Below are 19604 nucleotides of genomic sequence, written 5' to 3'. Positions count from 1 at the left end.
AGGTTCAGCAGCGCGCGCTCCCCCTGGCCCGGCGCGGGTCCGTCGATCGGCTCAGTCGGAATGCGGCAAATTCTCCGGTTCCGCGCCCGAAGTCAAGTCCGGAGCAGCTTCTCCGTCCTCCGTCCAGGCCTCGCCCCCGCCTTCGTTCCCCTCGTCCGATACCGGGAACGCTTCGCCCGTGCCCTCATCGTACCCGCCGGCGGCCTCGTCCTCGTCTTCCACCGTCAGCCGCTCGATTTCCGACACCAGGCGGTCCGCCTCGGCGGCGCCGATGGCCGGGATGCGCAGGAAGTCCTCGCGCTCCAGGTCGATGATGTCGAAGAAGGTGTTGTAGCCGGCCGCCTCCAGCGCCGCCAGCGTGGCGGGCGCCAGGTCCAGGTCGCGCAGGGCGAAGTCGGTGCTCTCGTACTCGGCCTCGTCGCCGCCGCCGAAGAGCGCGCGCTCGGCGCCCCGCTCCAGCCACTCGCGCGAGCCGAACAGGTCGATCTGCCAGCCGATCAGCTGGCTGGCCAGGCGCACGTTCTGGCCGTTCCGCCCGATCGCCAGCGACAGCTGGTCCTCATCCACGATGGCCGTCATGGTGCGGGCTTCGTAGTCCGATATCACCTTGGCCACGCGGGCCGGGGCCAGCGCGCGCTTGGCGTACGTCTCGGGGTCCGGGTGCCAGGGCACGATGTCGATGCGCTCGCCGCCCAACTCCTGCACCACCGCGCGGACACGGCTGCCCTTGAGGCCCACGCAGGCGCCCACGGGATCGATGCTCTCGTCGCGCGAGCTGACGGCGATCTTGCTGCGGAAGCCCACCTCGCGGGCGGCGCCGCGGATCTCCACGATCCCCTGCGTGATCTCGGGCACCTCGAGCTTGAAGAGCGCCGCCACGAACAGCGGGTCGGCGCGCGACAGGATCAGGCGCGGGCCCTTGGGCGTTTCCTCGACCTTCTTGAGCACGGCGCGAATGGGCTCGCCCTGGCGGAACCGCTCGCGGGGGTTCTGCTCCTTCCACGGCACGATGGCGTCGGCGTCGCGGCTGCGGTTGAGCAGCAGCACCATCTTGCCGCGCTCCACCTGCTGCACCTCGCCGGAAAGCAGTTCGCCCACGCGGTGCTCGTACTCGTCGCGGATCTTCTGCCGCTCGCCTTCGCGAACGCGCTGCAGAATGCGCTGCTTGGCGGCCATCACGGCGTTGCGCCCGAACTGGGCGAACTCCACGGGAACCTCCAGGATGTCGCCCACCTCGAACTCGGGGTCGTCCCAGCGCGCCTCTTCGAGCAGGATTTCGCGCGACGCGTCCTGCACCTCGGCCACCACCTCCTTGAGGACGGTGATGCCGATCTTGCCGGTGGCCTCGTCGATCTCGATTTCGGCCTCGACGTTGGGGCCGTAGCGCTTGGCCAGGGCGGCGAGAATGCCGTCCTTGATCAGGTCGTACAGCTCGTCGCGCGAGATCGCCTTGTTGGCCGTCATCTCGCGGAAGGCCGCGAGCACCTGCGTTGCGTTGTTCATGGAAGTCGGTCCCTTTTCTGTCACGGGCGCGCGGGCGCCATCCGTCAGCGCTTCTGGCCGCGCTCCCACCGGAAGACCAGGTTCCCCCGTTCGATCTCGCCGAGCGGGATTTCCACCTCGTCGCCGTCCACCTGCAGGGCCACGCGCTCTCCGTCGCGCAGCCCGACCAGCGTTCCCTGCACCTTCTTGCCTCGTCCCTCGATCGGCACGCGCGTCTTGACCGACACCTCGGCGCCGGCGAAGCGGTCCCAGTCGCGGGGCTTCGTCAGCGGGCGCTCCACGCCGGGCGAGGACACCTCGATCACGTAGCGGTCGGAAAGCCCTTCGCGCTGGTCCAGCCAGGGCTCCAGCGCGCGGCTGACGCGGCTGCAGTCGTCCAGGCTGACGGCGGGCTCGCCGGGCTTGCTGTCGGGGCGGTCGATGGAAAGGCGCAGGATGGGCCGCGCGCGGCTTCCGGCCTGCTCCAGCTCCACCATCTCGTAGCCCAGCTCTTCGACGCGCTGGGCCATCTCCGCGGCAAGGGTTTCGTCCGCCACGCCGCCTCCCCCTCGTTGCCGTTTTCAGGGCAATAAAAAAAGCGGGGCAACCGCACCCCACTTCGCTGCGCGAACCGTCCGTGGCGCCCCTCGCCATGCTCGGACAACAAGGAATATAGGCGTTGTCTCGCCTGAGTGCAACCCGTGGCGCCTCGCGCTCCGAACTCCGACGGACGTCACGCAGAGCCGCGGAGCCGCGGAGAGGCACGGGCCACCTCTCCTGCCTAGATGGATAAAGCCCGGGATCCCGTCGCGGGCCCCGGGCTTCTTCTCGTGAGCCAGTGTACGTCCCCCGACTGCAACTCTTGCATCAACCTCTCCGGTCGGCGCGGCTCGAACCCGCGGCCGGGCGTGTGTCGAGCACGGGTCGAAGGTAATTGACGTCCGACACCGGTTGGCACATGGTCGAGCATATGCCAACCGGAGGTGATTCGTGAGCGCACAAGGTCGCGTCAAGCTATCCAGGAACGGCCGGAACCAGGCCGTACGCATCCCCCGCGAGTTCGAACTGCCCAGCGAGGAAGCGCTCATGCGTCAAGAAGGTGAGCGGCTGATTATCGAAGCCGCGCCGCCCCGGTCGCTGCTGGCGTTGCTGGCGACCTTGGAGCCGATCGACGAGGCGTTCCCGCCGATCCCGGAGCTACCAACGGATTCCATGGATCTCTGATGCGCTACCCGCTCACCACGGCTGCGCCGAGCGGCACTTATACGCGGAGCGCCTGCTCAGAATGAACCGGAGCTTTTCTCGCGCTCGATACGCGGCCCTCCTGGCGGTCCTCACCTACTTCAGCCTGCTTGGCACCGTAGGGTGGCAATGGAAAACAAACACTGCAATACACGTCGGAAACGAGGTATCGGAATTCCTCTCCTTTACGAAAACACAGGTATCGAGGTTGGTTACAGTTGGAGGTCCAGTGAGAATATCTAACACGGCAATCATACCCAGGCGAGTGCGAGCAGCGTATGCGGCCGCTTGGCTTGCGGGGCGGTAGGTGTCGTCTACGATCGCGTCCCCGAGTGGACGAGTGTTTCCCCGCCGAACTTTGAGTTCAAGCGGAATCTCGTCAATGAGGAGATCGACTTCCCCCGCAAACGCCTCAGGCTTTCTCTTTACCCGCGTGCCGAAAGACTCGAAGAGGCGCTCGTGAACAAAGGGTAGGAAGAACTCGTCTTCCATCCTCACTTGGTCAGAATCCTGGGACGCAAGCCATTCCCGTGCAGGCTTGCAGAGAAAGGAACTCTGCTCAAGTGAAAAGTCGAGTTTGCGAATCAACCAACAAGCAAGCGCAGCGAAGGATCGCTCGAGTTCAGGACGGCCGGCAAACACCCAACGAGCTTGCATTTCTTTGTGAATCCGCTGATAAACCGATAAGTGGAATTCCGACATTCCGCGACGGTCGGCAGGGGACAGCCCCTGATACTCGACAGAGTACAGGTTATCCCGTGGGGGGATCCTGATCGAGTAGACAACGGATAGATCATTCGGCTCAGCCGGCGAGCTGGCTAGACCGACATCGATTATATCTAGTACTCCGCTTGCTTCGAGGAACAGGGGAAGCAATACGCGCTCGGCAGGCCCACACGTGGCGGGAGACGGCATAGCCCCAGAATCACCGTACCTCGCAATAGCATGCCGGAATGGTACTTCACTAATGGCAAACGTGATAACGTTCTCGCCGGTTAGCTCCTGCCGACGTTCGAGAAACCCACGCAAGAGGTCGAGTTCCTTACTAAGGTCAATCCGCGGGAGCCCCGCCGTAACTCCAGCAGGCAGCTTCGCCAGTAGGTCATTGGCCAACGTCAGCCGACACGTTATAGCTTGGCCAAGGCGCTCTATGGCTTCCGCAGCATCAAGTGAAATGGAAAATCGACCAGCATCGTCTTCTTTCCATGCGCGGATGATCGGCGGAAACCCAAGGTGATCTCCGCACTGGAGGAAATGCAAGTGCTTTCGGAGTCTATCAAGATAGAAATCTTTAGCAACGTACTCCTGTCTGGGCGGAGAAATTGGACCAGTAATCGACGCAAGCATGCCGAACACATCTTCCACCATCCGAGGAGAGTGAAGGAATCGAACGTCAGCCATTTCGAGCGCCTCTTCATGTGACTTCATCGTCTGAAAGAGGGTACTCAAATCAACATTGATGGTGATCAAGCCGGCATCACGAGGCGATAAGACCTTTCGAAGCAATAGACGCGCGAGGAACACTTCGTCCAGATCGTCGAAACGGATGGCTCGCTGCCGCTGGAGAACATCGGTAGCAGGGTTGTGCTCTTCAACCATTTGTGTAGTCAACTCTTGTCTTGAGGGATGCTCGCGATAACCATTGCCTTCAGGAGTGCGCTATAACAACAGCCTACCGTCATATCTCAGCGCTCAAGTTCCGTTGGACACGCAGCCGGCCTCGCGCACCTGCAGCCGATCATTAGGCCCGGCTGCGGTGCTGCTTTTCCAGATCCTCGGCAAGGGATTGAAGATCACCGCTCCGTTCCCGAGCGAGCTTGGCGACGGCAAGCTCCCAACCTGGGGGCGGGCTTCGGTAGGAACCGCTCGCGGGATCCATTCTGGCACGTTCGATCGAGTTGACCGCGGCGCCACATGCTGCGGCGATCTCAGGCAGCGTCACTCTGGTGATCAGCCGATCGGTCGCTGCTTTGAAGTTCAACTCTCCGCCTGTGTCAGGAGCGCACTTGACAACCCGTACTCTGTCAGGTAGATTACTGACAGCAGGGGAAAGAGACAAGGCTGGCCGCTCCTCCCATCACGAAGTCGCGGCCAGCCTTGGATGCGAACAGACCCGCAAGCCTGCGCGCCTGCAAAGGATACCCCTGCTCGGCGGCGCGGGTCAAGAGAAGGAGGTACAGCATGGAACAGCAGCACCCACCCTCGCCTATGCGGCTCCTGGAGATCCTTAAGGACAGGTTCGGCGCGCTCGAAGCGGTCGCCAACTCGTCAATCAAGCTGGCCCGCTACGCACCGGAGGACGAACTGGCGATGGATCTGCTCGTTGCGGAGGCAGTGCTGGAGTTCGGCAGCAGCCTCCGCGAGGCGGGGGACGGCGCGATGGAGTGGGCGCGGGCGCGGGGAGTGGCACCGCTCGCGTGATCATGGCCCCGCGGCATCGTCGCCGCGGGGCCGGTCGTGCGTGCCTGCGAGCAACCAGCCGTCAGGAGCGACTGTTTAGCCGCTGGTTACTGGTCGAATGGATCTACTGCGCGTAGACGATCATCCGCCAGCGGATGCTGCCCTGCGCTGAGGTGTGTTGGTGATGATTCTGCGGCGGCAGGGGATTTCCCTGATTCGCGGCGATCTCGTTCGCACAGCCCTCGCACCGGTAGATACCGGAATGCGGCGTGCTGGCACCAGGCGAGTACACCTTGTCGAACTCGTCGCTGGTAGACGTCTTCACATACGCGCTGTGCTTGTAGAGTGCCATCTGATTCTCCTTCTAGGCGGTTACTGTACAGTCCACGAACGTGGCGAGCTGCATTCGCGAACTCTCCTACGACACTCTGTCGGCCTCCGCGCGATCATTTCTCGCCGGAGTCGCTGGACCCACCAGCTCACAAGCAGACCGTCCCCCGCGCAGTCAGAAGGCACGGCCCCACCTCTTCCGCGTCCCCCCGCGCTTCCGCGTGACCTCCAGCAGTGTAAGTCGACGGGCCGGATGGTTTCCGGGCACGCGACACGGCTGCACATTCGTCGCGCGCGGCGCACCGCCCGCCGCACCGGGCCACAGTTTCGCCGCGCGTCCGCTGCGCCTGTACGCGAAACCCCTCAGGTTGTGCGACGCCGGCCGCTCCACGACCGTTTGCGCCCACATCCAGCAAGGCTCTTCTGCATGCGGCTCCCCGTCTCCCCCCGATCCGTCCTGGCCGCCGTGCTACTGGCGCTGGCCTCCGCCCAGCCCGCCGCCGCACTCGCCCAGGAAGCCCCGGTGCCTGCCGCCTCCCGCGAGGTTCCGGTGCTGCAGGTGCATCGCAGCACATCTCCCGTCCGGATCGACGGGCGGCTCGACGACCAGGTGTGGACCGCGGCTCCGGCGGCGACCGGCTTCGTGCAAGGCGAGCCGATCGAGGGCGCGCCCGCGCAGCAGCGCACCGAGGTGCGCGTGCTCTACGACGAGCAGGCGCTGTACGTGGGCGCCCGGATGTACGACGACGCACCGAATGCCATCAGCCGGCAGCTGGTGCGGCGCGACGAGACGGGTCAGTTCGATTTCTTCGAGCTCTCGCTGGACCCCGACCTCGATCTCCGCACCGGCTACGTCTTTCAGATCTCGGCAGCCGGCGTCCAGGGCGACGCCTATCTGTTCGAGGACGTGCGCGAGGACCGGTCGTGGGACGCCGTCTGGGAGTCGGCGGTGCAGGTGGACGAGCAGGGGTGGACCGCGGAGCTGCGGATCCCCCTCTCGCAGATCCGCTACCTTCCCTCGCCGAACCCGCAGGACTGGGGGATCAACTTCTCCCGCCGGCGCGTGGCGTCCAACGAGCGGAGCTACTTCTCCCTGGAATCGCGGCAGCGGTATGGGCGGGTGAGCGTCTTCGGCCGTTTGGGCGGGCTGCAGCTCGCGCAGGGTGTGTCGAGGCTGGAGCTGCGCCCCTACGTGCTGACACGCGGACGGGCCGGCCCCGTCCAGGACGGCAATCCCTTCCAGCAGCCGCGGGACGCGAACGCAAGCGCGGGCCTGGATGCGCGCTACGGCATCGGCGCGAACTTCACGCTGGACGTGACCGCGAATCCCGACTTCGGGCAGGTGGAGGTGGACCCCGCGGTCATCAACCTCAGCGCGTTCGAGACGTTCTACCCCGAGCGCAGGCCCTTTTTCGTGGAGGATGCCCGCATCTTCGACTTCGCTCTCTCCGGTGGGCAGAACTCGCTTTTCTACAGCCGCCGGATCGGCCGGAAGCCGCAGCGGTCGTCGTTCAGCGGCGCGAGCTACGTGGACGTGGCTGAGCAGACGAGCATCCTGGGCGCGATGAAGCTCACCGGCCGGACCGCCGGCGGACTCTCGCTGGGCGTCCTGGGGGCGTTGACGGGTCGCGAGGAGGGGCGGGCCTACTTCGCCGGCGGAGACAGCCTCACGCGGTTCGTCGCCGAGCCGCCCAGCCAGTATGCGGTCTTTGGCGCCCAGCAGGAGCTGAGAGGCGGCGCGTCGGTGGTCGGCGGCATCCTGAGCACCATGCACCGCGGCCTGCCGGGCGACGGATCGCTCGACTTCCTCCCGTCCAGCGCCGCGTATGGCGGTGTGAACTTTCAGCACACCTGGAGCCAGGGAGCGTGGGCGTTCTGGGGCTTTCTCGCCGGGAGCTACACGGCGGGGTCGGAGCAGGCGATGATCCGCCTGCAGCGCGGCCCCAACCATTACCGGCAACGGCCGGACGCGTACCGGCTGGGCGTGGACTCGAGCGCCACCAGCCTGACGGGCGCGGAGTGGCGGCTGCAGCTGGAGCGACGCAGCGGCCGGCACTGGACGGGCGCGGTGTGGGCGGCGCAGCGCACGCCCGGCTTCGAGGTCAGCGACGTCGGCTACTTCCAGGGGAGCGAGCGCCTGGACGGCGGGGTGCGGGTCTCCTACCAGGAGATTACACCGGGGCGCGTGCTGCGCAGCTATCGGCTGACGGGAGTCACCTTCCACAACTGGCGGCACGAGGCGCTGCGCGAGCCCTTCTCCTACTCCACGTGGGGAGACGCGCACAAGGCGGGCGCCGTCTCGGCGACCGCGGACCTGACCTTTCTCAACTACTGGAGGTTGATCACGGGCGTCAGCTACGGCCCCGAGGTGCGCTCGGAGGTACCCACCCGCGGTGGGCCGCTGATGCTGGAACCGGCTCGTGTGACGTACAGCCTGCGCGCGAACACCGATCCGCGGGCGCGGCTCACCCTCACTCCCGCCGCGCAGTTCACGCGGTCTACCCCCCAGGCGTGGTCTTCGTCTCTCAACCTGGAGGTCGGCTATCGTCCGTCGCCGCAGGTGGACATACGGGTGGAGCCGTCGCTTGCGCGCGAGCGAGACCCGCGGCAGTACGTGGCTACGGCCAACGACCCGTCCTTCGCCCCCACCTTCGGGCAGCGGTTCATCTTTGCGGACATCGACCGGACCACGTTTTCTCTCGGCACCCGCCTGAACGTCACCTTCACGCCGCGGCTGACGCTGCAGCTCTTCGCCCAGCCCCTCCTGTCGGCCGGCGAGTTCGTGACCTACAAGCAGTTCGCGCAGGCGGGGACCGACCGGTTCGAGCCCTTCGCGGAGGGGACGGCGGACCTCGCCGGCACCCCGGTTCGCTGCGTGGGCGGCACTACCTGCCGGTCCGGTGATACGCGCTACGTGGACTTCCAGGGCGATGGGGCGAGCGACTTCTCCTTCACCGAGCGCGACTTCCGCGTGCGGAGCCTGCGCGGCAACGCGGTGCTGCGATGGGAGTATCGGCCGGGCTCCACGCTCTTCCTCGTATGGCAGCAGCGGCGGTACTTCGAAGACCGGGCGGCCAACGAGTTCGGACTGCGGCAGGACTTCGGCCGGCTTCTGGACGAGCAGCCGGACAACGTCCTGATCCTGAAGATGAACTACTGGCTGAGCCTGTGAGCGGCGGGCGGGGCTACTCCTACGGTGGGACAGCACGCATATTTCCGGGTCCGCGCGTCTCCCCATCCCCGGCCCCGCCCATGCCCCCACTCCCTCCGTCCACCTCGGAGCCGGTCCCCGCCCCGTCCGGCAACCGCCGCCTCCTCTGGGCGTCGGTGGTGTGTGCGTGGACGCTGATGGCGGTGATCGACACCACGCAGCTGGGATTCTACTACCGCGACCATGAGCCCCACCTGGGGTGGATCAACGCGATGGAGCGCGCCGTGCCCTCGTGGGCGGTTTGGGCGCTGCTCACCCCTGTGGTTTTCGCGGTGGCCGCGCGCGTTCCCCTGGAGCGGGGCAACCTGCGGCGCGTACTGCCCCTGCACCTGGTGGCGGCGCTGGCGCTCGTGTCGGTGTGGGCGCTGGCCGTTTCCGCCATCGCCATCGGGCTGGGGTGGCCGGCGGCCGGCGGCCACACCTGGGGTACATTGGTAGAGCGCTACCTGCCAAGGCGGCTGCACGTCAACCTGCTGATCTATGCAGCCCTGGTGGGGGTGCACCACGCGCTGGAGTACCACCGCCGGCTGCAGGAGCGCGAGGCCGCCGCCGCCGAGCTGCGCACCCGGCTGGCCCAGGCGCAGCTCCAGTCGCTGCGCACGCAGCTGCAGCCGCACTTTCTCTTCAACACCCTCAACGCCGTGTCGGTGCTGGCGCTCAAGGGCGAGACGCAGGCGGTGGTGCGCATGCTGTCGCGCCTGTCGGAGCTGCTGCGCCTTACGCTGGACGGCGCGCCGGGACAGGAGGTGACACTACGGCGGGAGCTGGCGATGCTGGAGCGCTACGTGGACATCGAGCGTGTGCGCTTTCCCGACCGGCTGGAGGTGCGCGTTGACGCCGCCCCCGAAACGTACGACGCCCTTGTCCCCGCCCTGCTCCTGCAGCCGCTGGTCGAGAACGCCATCCGCCACGGTATCGCGCAGACGGTGGGCGCCGGGCGGGTGCAGGTGCGTGCGGAGCGCCGTGGAGATCGGCTGTGGATGGAGGTGCGCGACACGGGTCCCGGCTTTCCCCCCGCGGGGGTGCAGCGCGAGGGGATCGGGCTCGCCAACGTGAGTGACCGGCTGGCGTGCCTGTACGGCGAGGAGGGCCGCTTCACCCTGGAGAACGCGCCGGAAGGCGGCGCCGTGGTCACGGTGGAGGTGCCCTTCCGCACTGCCGAGACTGGCGCGGAGCCGGGAGCGCACGTGCCGGATGAGGTGGGGCGATGATGACGGTGCGCACGCTGGTGGTGGACGACGAGCCGCTGGCCCGCGAGGGGATTCGGCTGCGGCTGGCGCGCGAGGCGGGGTTCGAGGTGGTTGGGGAGTGCGCGAACGGGTTGGAGGCCGTGGAGGCGATCCACGACCACGCTCCGGACGTGGTCTTCCTGGACGTGCAGATGCCGGGGCTGAACGGCTTCGAGGTGCTGGAGGAGATCGATCCGCGGCAGGCGCCGGTGGTGGTCTTCGTCACCGCGTACGACGAGTATGCGCTGCGTGCCTTCGAGGCGCACGCGCTGGACTACGTCCTGAAGCCCTTCGACGACGACCGCTTTGCTGCCACCCTGCGCCGCGTGCGCGAGCGCGTGGCCGAGCGCCACGCCGGCCGCGTGGGCGAGCGGCTTTCCGGGCTGATGGCCGAGCTGGGGCTGGGGAGCGGGGCACGCGGCGGCGCGGTGGCAGGCGATGAGGATGCGGGAGAAGCGCGGTGCTACGCCGAGCGGCTGGTGGTGCGCGACGGTGCCCGCATCGCCTTCGTCCCCGTGGCGGAACTGGACCGCGTGGAAGCCGACGGCGACTACGTGCGCCTTTTCTGCGGGGCGCGGCAGCACCTGATCCGGCGCACCATGGCGCAGATGGAGGCGCGGCTGGACCCGGCGCGCTTCGTCCGCATCCACCGCTCGGCCATCGTGGCCGTGGACCGCATCCGCGAGCTGCGCCCATCGTTCCGCGGCGAGTACGCCGTACTGCTGCACGACGGCACCCGGCTCAACCTTTCCCGCGGCTACCGCCGGCGCCTCCAGCACCTGATCGACGAGGCGCTGTAGCCGCCGGCCGGGCTGCTTATGGTGGGGTGGTTGACGTTTGACAGAGGTTGGCATATGGTTGAGCATATGCCAACCGGAGATGACTCGTGAGCGCACAACGTCGCGTCAAGCTGTTCAGGAACGGCCGGAACCAGGCCGTACGCATCCCTCGCGAGTTCGAACTGCCCGGCGACGAAGCCATCCTGCGCAAGGAGGGTGAGCGGCTGATCATCGAAGCCCCGCCGCCGCCCTCGTTGCTGGCCCTGTTGGCGACCCTGGAGCCGATCGACGAGGCGTTCCCGCCGATCCCGGAGCTACCGATGGATTCCGTGGATCTCTGATGCGCTACCTGCTGGACACGAACATCGTTTCGGACCTGGTACGCCGGCCGCAGGGACCCGTCGCCCAGCGCATTCGCCAGATCGGCGAGGCGAAGGTCTGCACGAGCATCGTCGTGGCGGCGGAGCTCCGGTTCGGCGCCGAGAAAAAGGGCTCGGCACGGCTGACCGGGCAGGTGGAAGCGGTGCTCGGGGTCCTGGACGTCCTTGCCCTTGAGGCCCCCGCGGACGCGGTGTACGGGGACCTGCGCGCGCGCCTCGAACGGCTGGGTCAGCCGATCGGCGGCAATGACCTGCTCATCGCCGCGCAGACCGTTGCCCTCGGCTACACCCTGGTCACCGACAATGAGCGGGAGTTCACGCGGATCCTGGAACTGCCGGTAGAAAACTGGCTGAGATGAAGCGGCTGCCGTAGTGCGTGAGGCCAAGCAGTGTCAGTCCAGGGCGCGCATGCCGAGGATGCCCATCTGCCGGGCACTCGACCCGCCACGGTGCGAAAAGAAGTCGGGCTCGCCGCAGCGGGTGCAGTGGGCGGACACCGTCACCTGCGCGGCCGGCACGCCCATGGCCATCACCCGCTCCGCGATGGCCGCGCGCAGGTTGATGCAGGTGGGTCCCGCGGGAGGATCGGCGCCGGGGCGGACGCCGGCGTGCACCTCCGGGCCCACCTCGTAGCATTCTCCGCAAATGGCCGGGCCGCAGTGCACGAACAGCCGCGCGGGGTCCGACTGCCAGCTTTCCACCACGCGGTGGACGGCGCGCTCCACGATCCCCGCCGCCGTTCCACGCCATCCGGAGTGGACCATCGCCACGACGTACGAGGCGGGGTCCACCACGAATACGGGAACGCAGTCCGCCACGCTGGCCGTCACCAGCAGCCCGCGGCGGTCGGTGACGTGCCCGTCGAAGCCGTCCATCACCACGATCCCCGGCGCGCCGGCCTCGCGGTGGATCCACAGGTCCGCCTGGTGCACCTGGCGCGCGTGCGCCACCGTCTCCATCCCCGTCGCTTCCAGCAGCTTCCGCCACCGCCCGAGCACGGTCGACACCGGCTGCGCGCTCGACAGGCCCAGGTCGAACGGGTCTTCCGCGTTTCCCCGGCCCGTGGTGCCCTGCACCAGCCAGGGGAACCGCTCGCGCCACTCCGGGTGCACCCACAACGGCACGTCGCCGGGCGCGAGCTCCTCGGCGACGACGCGCACGTCCGCAGAAGCCGCCACCTACGCCATCCTCGCCTCGGTGGGCCCCTCGCCCCCCGTGCGCTCCGTCGACGCCGGCTCGGCCGCGGTGGTGCCGCCGAACCCGGAGACGGGCGGCAGCACCAGCGTGGGCGACCCGCCGCCGTGGCTGCCCTGGTGCGCATCCAGCCGGCGGCGAAGCTCCTCCACCTGGGCCCGGAGTTCATCGAACTCCTTGCGCGGCACGAAGTCCAGCCGCTCGCGCACGTCGCCCACGGCGTCCTGCGCGCGCTCCATGGCGTCGTTCAGGAACTGCCGCGCGCGCTCCGGCTTCAGGTCGCCGCGCTCGGAGGCCTCGCGGATGCTTTCCTCGATGGCCTCCTTGAACGCCGTCAGCATGCCGATGCCGGAGCGGATCCCCTCGCCGATCCCAGGCCTGCGCCTCTGCTCGTCCATCCCGTCCCCCTCCATCAGTGCCGGCCGGCCCGCGCCACCGCTTCGTGCGCGTCGTCCACGTCGCCGCGCGAGTCGGCGCGGCGGATGTCGGCGCCCAGCGCGCGAAGGCGCTCGTCGATGCGCTCGTAGCCGCGCTCGATCTGCCCGACGTTGAAGATCTCGCTGCGCCCCTCGGCGCCCAGCGCGGCGATCAGCAGCCCCATGCCGGCGCGGATGTCGGGGCTTTCGACGATGGCGCCGTGCAGCTGGCTGGGGCCGATCACCAGCACGCGGTGCGGGTCGCACAGCACCAGGCGCGCGCCCATCCCCACCAGCTTGTCGGCGAAGAACATGCGCGACTCGAACATCTTCTCGTGGATGAGAATGGTGCCCCTCACCTGCGTGGCCGTCACCAGCGCGATGGACGTCAGGTCGGCCGGGAACGCGGGCCAGGGGCCGTCATCCACCTTGGGGATGTGGCCGCCCAGGTCCAGCACCACCTCGGGGTCCTGGTCGCCGGGGATGAACAGGTCCTGGCCGCGCACCTCGATCGTCAGCCCCAGCCGCCGGAAGCCGTTCAGGGTGCTGTCCAGGTGCTCCGGCGCCGCGTCCTCGATGGTGATCTCGCCGCGCGTCACCGCCGCCAGGCCGATGAACGATCCCACCTCGATGTGGTCGGCCGTAATGCGCGTGCGGCACCCGCCCAGGCGCTTCTTGCCCTGAATGCGCAGCGTGCCCGTGCCGATGCCCTCGATCTCGGACCCCATCTTCACGAGCATGTGGCACAGGTCCTGGACGTGCGGCTCGGCGGCGGCGTTGCGGATGACCGTTTCGCCCTCGGCAAGCGAGGCGGCCATCACGGCGTTCTCCGTTGCCGTCACGCTGGGCTCGTCCAGGAACATGTTGACGCCCTTCAGCCCGCTGGACTGGAGCCGCCAGACGTCGTTCTCCTCCACCACCTCGGCGCCCAGCTTCTGCAGCGCGAAGAAGTGCGTGTCCACGCGGCGGCGGCCGATGACGTCGCCGCCCGGCGGGGGAAGCTGCATCCCTCCCGCGCGGGCCAGCATGGGCCCGGCGAGCAGGATGCTGGCGCGGATGCGCGCCGCGGCACCCGCGTCCAGCTGCGTGTTGCCGATGTTCACGGCACGCACGCGCACCTCGTTGTCGCCCGTCCACTCGGCCTCGGCACCCAGCACCCGCAGCAGGTCCATCAGGGTGAGCACGTCCTTGATGCGGGGGACGTTCTCCAGGATCACCTCCTCGTCGGTGAGGAGGGTGGCCGCCAGCATGGGCAGCGCCGCGTTCTTGTTGCCATTGGGCCGAACGGTTCCCTGCAGGCGCTTGCCGCCGTGGACGATGAACTTGGGCACTCGCGTCTCCGAGAGATCGAGATTTCAGAAAAAAACGCTCCCGGCCTTCCCCGGTGGAAGGCCGTCGGCGTCCAGGATGGCGATCGGGACGCGCACAGGCGCAAGGATCGTGCGCGTCGTGGACCGTAGCAGGGGCGTCACAGGCACCCTCCATCGACGTCCGCGGAGGACCCGAATCCGGCCCCGCCGTTGCTTGACCCGCCCCTGCACGCGGCGTACAATTGCCGGGACCGCCGCCCTTGTCCGCACCGTACGCGAGGCCGCCCGTGCACCTGCTGATCGCCGTGGTGAACCAGGAAGAAAAGCTCGAAGAGGTGCTGTCCGGGTTCATGGAGATCGGCGTTACGGGCGCCACCGTCATCAGCAGCGAGGGGATGGGGCGCCTGCTTTCGTCGGAGGTGCCCATCTTCGCCGGGCTGGAGGCGTTCGCCGACCGCACGCGCCCGCGCAACCAGACGCTGTTCAGCGTGATCGAGGACGACGACAAGGTGGAGCGCGCCCTGCGCCTGCTGCAGGAGGTGTGCGGCAGCTTCGACGAGCCGGCGCGCGGCATCGCCTTCACCGTCCCCGTCACCCGCGTCGTGGGCCTGAAGCCGGAACTCTCGGGCGGATGACGGAGTTTGGCGAAACGCTGCGGCTGCGCATCGAGCAGTTCGCCCCGGCGCTGGCCGATCCCGGCGCCAACCTGGGCCGCATCGCCCAGGCGCAGGCGGACGCGGCGGCGGACGGGGTGCACCTGGTGGTAACCCCCGAGCTGTCGGTGACGGGCTACGACGTGCGCGACGCGGTGCACTCCCTGGCCGTCGCGGAGTCGCCGCACCCCTTCCCCGCCCTGGCCGCTGGCCCCGACGTGGTGGTCGGCGCCATCGAGCGCGACGCGGCGTTCGTTCCGTACAACGGAATGCTGCACCTGCGCGGCGGCACCGTGCTGCACCGGCATCGCAAGGTGTACCTGCCCACGTACGGCATGTTCGACGAGGCCCGCTGGTTCGGCGCGGGGCAGCACGTGCGGGCGTACGACGCAGGCGGCGGATGGCGGGTGGGGCTGCTGGTGTGCGAAGACCTCTGGCACCCGGGGCTGGCCTGGCTGCTGGCCACGCAGGGCGCCAACCTCCTCGTGGTCCAGTCCGCCGCGGCCGGGCGGGGCTCGTGGGACGGGGGCGTCAACGGGGGGCGATTCGCCAGCTGGGATGCGTGGGAGCACTTGGCCCGCGCCGCGGCCATCGCGTACGGCGTCTACGTGGTGCTCGCCAATCGCGTCGGGGTGGAGGGCCCCCTCTGCTTCGCGGGTGGATCGATGATCGTGGGCCCCGACGGCGCGGTGATCGCCCGCGCGGACGACCTGGCCGAGGATCGCATCACGGCCGACCTGTCGCTCAACGCCGTCGCCGCCGCGCGCCGCCCCTACGCCCACGCCCGCGACGACGACCCGCACCTGGTGGCGCGCGAGCTGGCCCGCGTCCTCGCAGATCGATGAGCGACGCGCGCTGGATTCGGGTCGCGGAGATCGTCGGCGCGGTGGCCCGGCAGGCGCTGGCGGACCGCGGGCTGTCGCGCATTGCCCTCCTTGACGACGGGAACGAGCAGGCGGATCTCGCGGCGCGGCTGCTTGTCCACGTGCTCGGCGAGTCGGCGGTGGAGCGCGTCACCGTCACGGCCGCGGAGGTGGAACCGCTCTTGCCTGCCTGCCAAGGCGTACCGCGCCATCGGGTGGAAGACGAGCTCCGCCGCATGCGCGCACGGCTGACGGACGCGCTCGCCGCGCATCCCGCCAGCAAGACCGAGTTGATGATGGGCGGCGCGCTGCCTCCCGAGCCGATGCTGCCGCTGGGCGACCTGTGGGCGACGGACGTGCTGGCCCTGGGCGCCGCCTGGTCCGGCACCGCCGAGCTGCGGTCGATCGCGGATGAGGCCGGCGGCATCGCGACGCTGGACGCGGCGCTGCGCCGGCTCGTGGACCGCCGCGATTCTATCGGCTGGGACGATGGCCTGCCCCCGACCGTCCGCGAACGGGTGCGGCTTGCCATCGGCGCCGGCGCGGCGTGGCGGCGCGACCCGTTCATCGTCCCGAAGCTGGGAAGCCGCACCCTCCGCACCGACCTTTTCGAATGATGCCCGTGATCCAGCCCCCGCTTCTCGCCATCCAGGCCAGCGGCTTCGAGCGCGTGGTGGACGTGATGGCCGACGTGGCCACCATCATCATCGCCCTCACCATCATCGTCGTGGGCCTGGCGGTGATCGCGGTGGCGCTCAAGGTGCGCGGCATGGCCAAGCGCTTCCGCGGCGACCTGGCCCCCGTCCGCAAGCACCTGGAGGCAGCCGCCGCCAACGTGGAGTACGTGAGCCTCGCCGTGCGGCAGGACGTGGAGGCCGTCAGCAAGACGGTGAAGAGCACGAGCGACCGCGTGCAGCACGCGGCCGACGCGGCGGCCAAGCGGCTGGCGGAGCTGAACGCGCTGATGGACGTGGTGCAGGCCGAGGCCGAAGACATCTTCATCCGCACGGCGTCCGCGGTCCGGGGCGTGCAAGCGGGTGCGGGTGCGTTCGCGCGGATGCAGCGGCGCGACGGCGCGATGGACGACGACACGGTGGACGCCGCCGCCCCGCGGGCGCGGCGGCGCACCATCCTCGACTGACCCGACGAGAAGCCACGATGGCCAGCAACGACACCAGCGACTTCCTTACCGCGTTCGCCATCGGCACGGCGCTGGGCGCGGGCGCCATTTTGCTGCTGCGCCCGGCGCGACCCAACCCGCGCAAGCGGCTGGCGAAGCGCCTGAAGCCGCGGAGCGGGCGCAGGCTGGCCCGCCGCAGCCGCATCCGCTCCGTGCGGCTGGAGGGCGGCGACGCGGCCGTGGCGGGGCTGGGGGCCGCGGCGGGGATGGGCGCCGACGCGACGCAGGAGATGACGCGCGAGGTGATCGCCACCGGCCGCGAGCTGCTGGCCGAGTTCCGCGCCGAGGTGCAGCGCATTCTGGACGAAGCGCGAGAGGAGCTGCGGTCGATGGGGCTCGACGCGGGGCAGCCGCCCGCCCCGGCGGCCGGGGTGGACGCCTGACCGTGAGCCGCCGGCTCGCGTGGGCCGCCTGCGCGGCCCTGGCCGCCGTCGCGCTCTTTCCCGCCGCGGCGTGGGCCTGGGGCCCGGCCACGCACGTGTACCTGGGAAGCGCGCTGCTCGACTCGCTCCACCTGGTGCCGCAGGCCGTGCGCGTGCTGGTGGCGGCGTACCCGTACGACTTCCTCTACGGCTCGCTGGCGGCCGACATCTCCCTGGCCAAGAAGTACGTTCCCGAGGGGCGCCACTGCCACCACTGGCACATCGGCGAAGAAATCCAGGCGAGCGCGCCGACGGACCGGCTGAAGGCCATGGGGCTGGGCTACCTGGCGCACCTCGCCGCCGACACCATCGCCCACAACTACTTCGTCCCCCGCCAGCTGCTGCTGACCTCGTCCACCAAGGGGCTGGGGCACGGCTACTGGGAAGCCAGGATGGACACGCACCTGCCGGAGCGCTACCGGACCCTGGCGCGGCACGTGGTGATGGAGCACGACCACAGCGAGGCCGACGCGCTGTTCGACCAGGTGCTGAGCGCCACGCTCTTCTCGTTCCGCACCAACCGCCGGCTGTTCCGCGGGATGATCCGCTTTCAGGACAACGACCGCTGGCAGACGGTGTTCGGGACGATGGTGGCCCGCTCGCGGTGGGATTTGACGGACGCGGCGGTGCACGCCTACCTGGAGCGCTCGTTCGACTACGTGGTGGACTACCTGTCGCGCCGGGGCGAGGCCCTGTGCGCGGCGCTGGACCCCATCGGCGAGCGCAACCTGGCCATGAGCAAGCAGGTGCGGCGGATGGCCATGCGCGACGGCGCGTGGGAGAACCCGTCGCTGCTGCGCGAGATGGCCGACAACTTCTTTCCGCTTCCCGAGGCGCCGTTCGGGCACCTGCGCACCCTCCCGGACGGCTCGCGGCACCGCCTGCAGCACCCCGCGCGTCAGGAAGCCTGACCTTCGCGCGTTGATCGTACCGACGTGGCCGGCGCCTTGCAGGCCCGTCCGCCCGACCAGGAACCCACGCATCCCGGAGGACCCGCATGATGATCACACGCCGGATCGCCGCCCCCGCGCTCGCCCTGCTGGTGACCCTCGGCGCGTCCGGGTGCGCCGGGCTCAGCCTGAGCAACGGCTGCGGGATGAACGCCATGGACCCCATGACCGACGGGGCCAGCCGCCTGAACGTGTCCGCCATGCGCCACCAGCAGATCGGGCAGATGCAGGCGTACCAGAAAAAGGCGATGATCGCCAACACGCGGTTCAGCAACCAGATCCGCAAGCCGGGCCAGGTGACGGTGGCCCCGGCATCGCAGCGGCTCTGCTACTGATCGGCACGCTCCTGATGTGAAAGAGGCCGGCGGCTCCCCCGTGGAGCCGCCGGCCTCTCTCGTCGTGCGCGGTTCGGACTTCTACCGCCGCATGCGCCGCACTTCTTCCAGCCCCGCCGGGTCCCACCGCGGCCGCTCGGGGTCGTTGGCGATCTCCATCACCACGTAGAACACCATCCGGGCGATGCGCGCCGCCTTATCGGTGTCGATGGTCTCCACCTCGTCCGAGGGCTGGTGATAGTCCTCGTGCACGCCGCTGAAGAAGAAGAGGGCCGGCACTTCCTTGCGCGCGAAGTGGAAGTGGTCGGAGCGGAAGAAGAAGCGCTCCTCGGGCCAGAGGTCGTCGGACAGGCGCAGCCGCAGGTCGGGGCGCGCGGCGCCCACCCGGTCCGCCAGGGGACCCAGGCTCGAGTATTTCTTGCCGATGACCACCACCATCCCGGGGTCGTTGCGGCCGATCATGTCGACGTTCACGTTGGCGACGATCTGCGCCAGCGGCACCGTGGGATGGTCGGCGTACCAGGCGGAGCCCAGCAGCCCCTTCTCCTCGCCGCTCACGTGCAGGAACACGATGCTGCGGCGCGGGCGCACCCCCATGCGCGCAAAGGCCTCGGCCACCTCCAGCAGCCCCGTGGTGCCGCTGGCGTCGTCGTCGGCCCCGTTGTAGATGCTGTCGCCGTTCACCGCCCGGCCCACGCCCACGTGGTCCATGTGCGCGGAGAGCACCACGTACTCGTCGCGCAGCGCGGGATCGCTCCCGGGCAGCACGGCGACGACGTTGGGCACCGGCACCCCGGCGGTGCCCGCCGCCGCGCCCCGGCCACGGAAGGGCCACCACTGGTAGAAGGTGCCGTTCTCCCCGCCCGGCTGCAGCCCCCACAGCTTGTACTGGTTGACCAGGTACGAGGCCGCGATCTCCAGCTCGGGGCTGGGCGTGTTGCGCCCGCGCATGCGGTCCGACGCCAGGAACTCGATGCGAGCGTAGACGTCCTGCGGGGTGATGGTCGCCGCCGCCTGCTCCGCCGTGAGTCCCGAGGCCGAGAGCGGGATGGAGACCGGCGCCGGAGCCGGTGCGGACGCGGGGGGAGAAACGGGCGCCGCGCAGGCAGCAAGTGCCAGCGCGGCGGAAAGGACGGCGTACGTGGGTCGGGTCATGGGGCTCGCTCCGAATGGTTCACCGGAGCGAGCCGGACGGCCCGCCCCGCGTCACGGCTCCACGGAAGGACGC

At 69.0% G+C, this 19604-nt stretch carries 23 protein-coding genes; 14 read left to right on the top strand and 9 right to left on the bottom strand.

Annotated elements, in window-relative coordinates; translation table 11 throughout:
- Positions 1-51: 51 nt before the first annotated feature.
- Positions 52-1503, bottom strand: a complete 1452-nt coding sequence (gene nusA, locus VGB24_RS10645) for a transcription termination factor NusA (protein ID WP_331072926.1) — start codon at positions 1501-1503, stop codon at positions 52-54.
- Positions 1504-1547: 44 nt separating this feature from the next.
- Positions 1548-2039 carry a ribosome maturation factor RimP gene (rimP, locus tag VGB24_RS10640; RefSeq protein ID WP_331072925.1) on the bottom strand — a complete coding sequence of 164 codons (492 nt, stop codon included), beginning with the start codon at positions 2037-2039 and terminating at the stop codon, positions 1548-1550.
- Positions 2040-2472: 433 nt separating this feature from the next.
- On the opposite strand from rimP, the gene VGB24_RS10635 reads away from it, so the two are divergent.
- Positions 2473-2706 carry a hypothetical protein gene (locus tag VGB24_RS10635; RefSeq protein ID WP_331072924.1) on the top strand — a complete coding sequence of 78 codons (234 nt, stop codon included), beginning with the start codon at positions 2473-2475 and terminating at the stop codon, positions 2704-2706.
- Positions 2707-2820: 114 nt separating this feature from the next.
- Here VGB24_RS10635 and VGB24_RS10630 read toward each other — a convergent pair whose 3' ends face one another.
- Both VGB24_RS10630 and VGB24_RS10625 read right to left on the bottom strand, forming a co-directional pair.
- Positions 2821-4335: a hypothetical protein gene (locus VGB24_RS10630; protein ID WP_331072923.1), complete on the bottom strand. Its 1515-nt coding sequence runs from the start codon at positions 4333-4335 to the stop codon at positions 2821-2823.
- Between the two features lie 130 nt (positions 4336-4465).
- The gene (locus VGB24_RS10625; RefSeq protein ID WP_331072922.1) at positions 4466-4705 is read right to left on the bottom strand and encodes a hypothetical protein; all 240 of its coding nucleotides are present in this window, start codon (positions 4703-4705) and stop codon (positions 4466-4468) included.
- A gap of 200 nt (positions 4706-4905) precedes the next feature.
- On the opposite strand from VGB24_RS10625, the gene VGB24_RS10620 reads away from it, so the two are divergent.
- Complete coding sequence (locus VGB24_RS10620) at positions 4906-5145, top strand: hypothetical protein (protein ID WP_331072921.1); 240 nt, start codon at positions 4906-4908, stop codon at positions 5143-5145.
- 103 nt (positions 5146-5248) lie between these two features.
- Here VGB24_RS10620 and VGB24_RS10615 read toward each other — a convergent pair whose 3' ends face one another.
- Positions 5249-5476: a hypothetical protein gene (locus VGB24_RS10615; RefSeq protein WP_331072920.1), complete on the bottom strand. Its 228-nt coding sequence runs from the start codon at positions 5474-5476 to the stop codon at positions 5249-5251.
- A gap of 405 nt (positions 5477-5881) precedes the next feature.
- Between VGB24_RS10615 and VGB24_RS10610 the strand changes: the two genes are divergently transcribed.
- The 5 genes from VGB24_RS10610 (at position 5882) to VGB24_RS10590 (ending at position 11412) form a co-directional block, all read left to right on the top strand.
- Positions 5882-8626, top strand: coding sequence for a DUF5916 domain-containing protein (locus VGB24_RS10610; RefSeq protein ID WP_331072919.1), 2745 nt, complete (start codon positions 5882-5884; stop codon positions 8624-8626).
- 80 nt (positions 8627-8706) lie between these two features.
- Positions 8707-9876 (top strand): sensor histidine kinase, encoded by a 1170-nt coding sequence (locus VGB24_RS10605; RefSeq protein WP_331072918.1) that lies wholly within the window; start codon positions 8707-8709, stop codon positions 9874-9876.
- On the top strand, positions 9873-10694 hold the full coding sequence (locus VGB24_RS10600; RefSeq protein ID WP_331072917.1) for a LytTR family DNA-binding domain-containing protein: 822 nt from the start codon (positions 9873-9875) through the stop codon (positions 10692-10694). The genes VGB24_RS10605 and VGB24_RS10600 overlap by 4 nt, the downstream gene beginning before the upstream one ends.
- Positions 10695-10780: 86 nt before the next feature.
- A complete protein-coding gene (locus VGB24_RS10595) occupies positions 10781-11014 on the top strand; it encodes a hypothetical protein (RefSeq protein ID WP_331072916.1) in 234 nt (77 codons plus the stop codon).
- Entirely contained in the window at positions 11014-11412 is a 399-nt protein-coding gene (locus tag VGB24_RS10590) for a type II toxin-antitoxin system VapC family toxin (RefSeq protein WP_331072915.1), read from the top strand. The genes VGB24_RS10595 and VGB24_RS10590 overlap by 1 nt, the downstream gene beginning before the upstream one ends.
- Before the next feature lie 33 nt (positions 11413-11445).
- Here the strand turns inward: VGB24_RS10590 and VGB24_RS10585 are convergent, their stop codons facing one another.
- The 3 genes from VGB24_RS10585 to murA are packed head-to-tail and all read right to left on the bottom strand — an operon-like array spanning position 11446 to position 13994.
- Complete coding sequence (locus VGB24_RS10585; protein WP_331072914.1) at positions 11446-12231, bottom strand: polyphenol oxidase family protein; 786 nt, start codon at positions 12229-12231, stop codon at positions 11446-11448.
- A complete protein-coding gene (locus VGB24_RS10580) occupies positions 12232-12645 on the bottom strand; it encodes a hypothetical protein (protein WP_331072913.1) in 414 nt (137 codons plus the stop codon).
- A 14-nt stretch (positions 12646-12659) separates the two neighbouring features.
- Entirely contained in the window at positions 12660-13994 is a 1335-nt protein-coding gene (gene murA / locus VGB24_RS10575) for a UDP-N-acetylglucosamine 1-carboxyvinyltransferase (RefSeq protein ID WP_331072912.1), read from the bottom strand.
- Between the two features lie 266 nt (positions 13995-14260).
- Between murA and VGB24_RS10570 the strand changes: the two genes are divergently transcribed.
- The 7 genes from VGB24_RS10570 to VGB24_RS10540 all read left to right on the top strand — a co-directional run bounded on the left by VGB24_RS10570 (position 14261) and on the right by VGB24_RS10540 (position 18376).
- Positions 14261-14608, top strand: coding sequence for a P-II family nitrogen regulator (locus VGB24_RS10570; RefSeq protein ID WP_331072911.1), 348 nt, complete (start codon positions 14261-14263; stop codon positions 14606-14608).
- Positions 14605-15471 (top strand): nitrilase-related carbon-nitrogen hydrolase, encoded by an 867-nt coding sequence (locus VGB24_RS10565; protein ID WP_331072910.1) that lies wholly within the window; start codon positions 14605-14607, stop codon positions 15469-15471. Before VGB24_RS10570 ends, VGB24_RS10565 begins: the two co-directional genes overlap by 4 nt.
- Entirely contained in the window at positions 15468-16106 is a 639-nt protein-coding gene (locus tag VGB24_RS10560) for a hypothetical protein (protein WP_331072909.1), read from the top strand. Before VGB24_RS10565 ends, VGB24_RS10560 begins: the two co-directional genes overlap by 4 nt.
- Positions 16103-16630 (top strand): hypothetical protein, encoded by a 528-nt coding sequence (locus VGB24_RS10555; RefSeq protein ID WP_331072908.1) that lies wholly within the window; start codon positions 16103-16105, stop codon positions 16628-16630. The genes VGB24_RS10560 and VGB24_RS10555 overlap by 4 nt, the downstream gene beginning before the upstream one ends.
- A 17-nt stretch (positions 16631-16647) precedes the next feature.
- Positions 16648-17052, top strand: a complete 405-nt coding sequence (locus tag VGB24_RS10550) for a hypothetical protein (RefSeq protein ID WP_331072907.1) — start codon at positions 16648-16650, stop codon at positions 17050-17052.
- A gap of 2 nt (positions 17053-17054) precedes the next feature.
- Positions 17055-18002 carry a zinc dependent phospholipase C family protein gene (locus VGB24_RS10545; RefSeq protein WP_331072906.1) on the top strand — a complete coding sequence of 316 codons (948 nt, stop codon included), beginning with the start codon at positions 17055-17057 and terminating at the stop codon, positions 18000-18002.
- A gap of 86 nt (positions 18003-18088) precedes the next feature.
- Positions 18089-18376 (top strand): hypothetical protein, encoded by a 288-nt coding sequence (locus VGB24_RS10540; RefSeq protein WP_331072905.1) that lies wholly within the window; start codon positions 18089-18091, stop codon positions 18374-18376.
- Positions 18377-18457: 81 nt separating this feature from the next.
- On the opposite strand, the gene VGB24_RS10535 is transcribed toward VGB24_RS10540, so the two are convergent.
- A complete protein-coding gene (locus VGB24_RS10535; RefSeq protein WP_331072904.1) occupies positions 18458-19531 on the bottom strand; it encodes a M28 family metallopeptidase in 1074 nt (357 codons plus the stop codon).
- Positions 19532-19604 lie beyond the last annotated feature (73 nt).

It is taken from the genome of Longimicrobium sp. (assembly GCF_036399935.1).
In the GTDB taxonomy this organism is placed as follows: domain Bacteria; phylum Gemmatimonadota; class Gemmatimonadetes; order Longimicrobiales; family Longimicrobiaceae; genus Longimicrobium.
The sequence above is the reverse complement of the archived record's forward strand: the minus strand, read 5'-3'. Positions and strand labels throughout refer to the sequence as shown.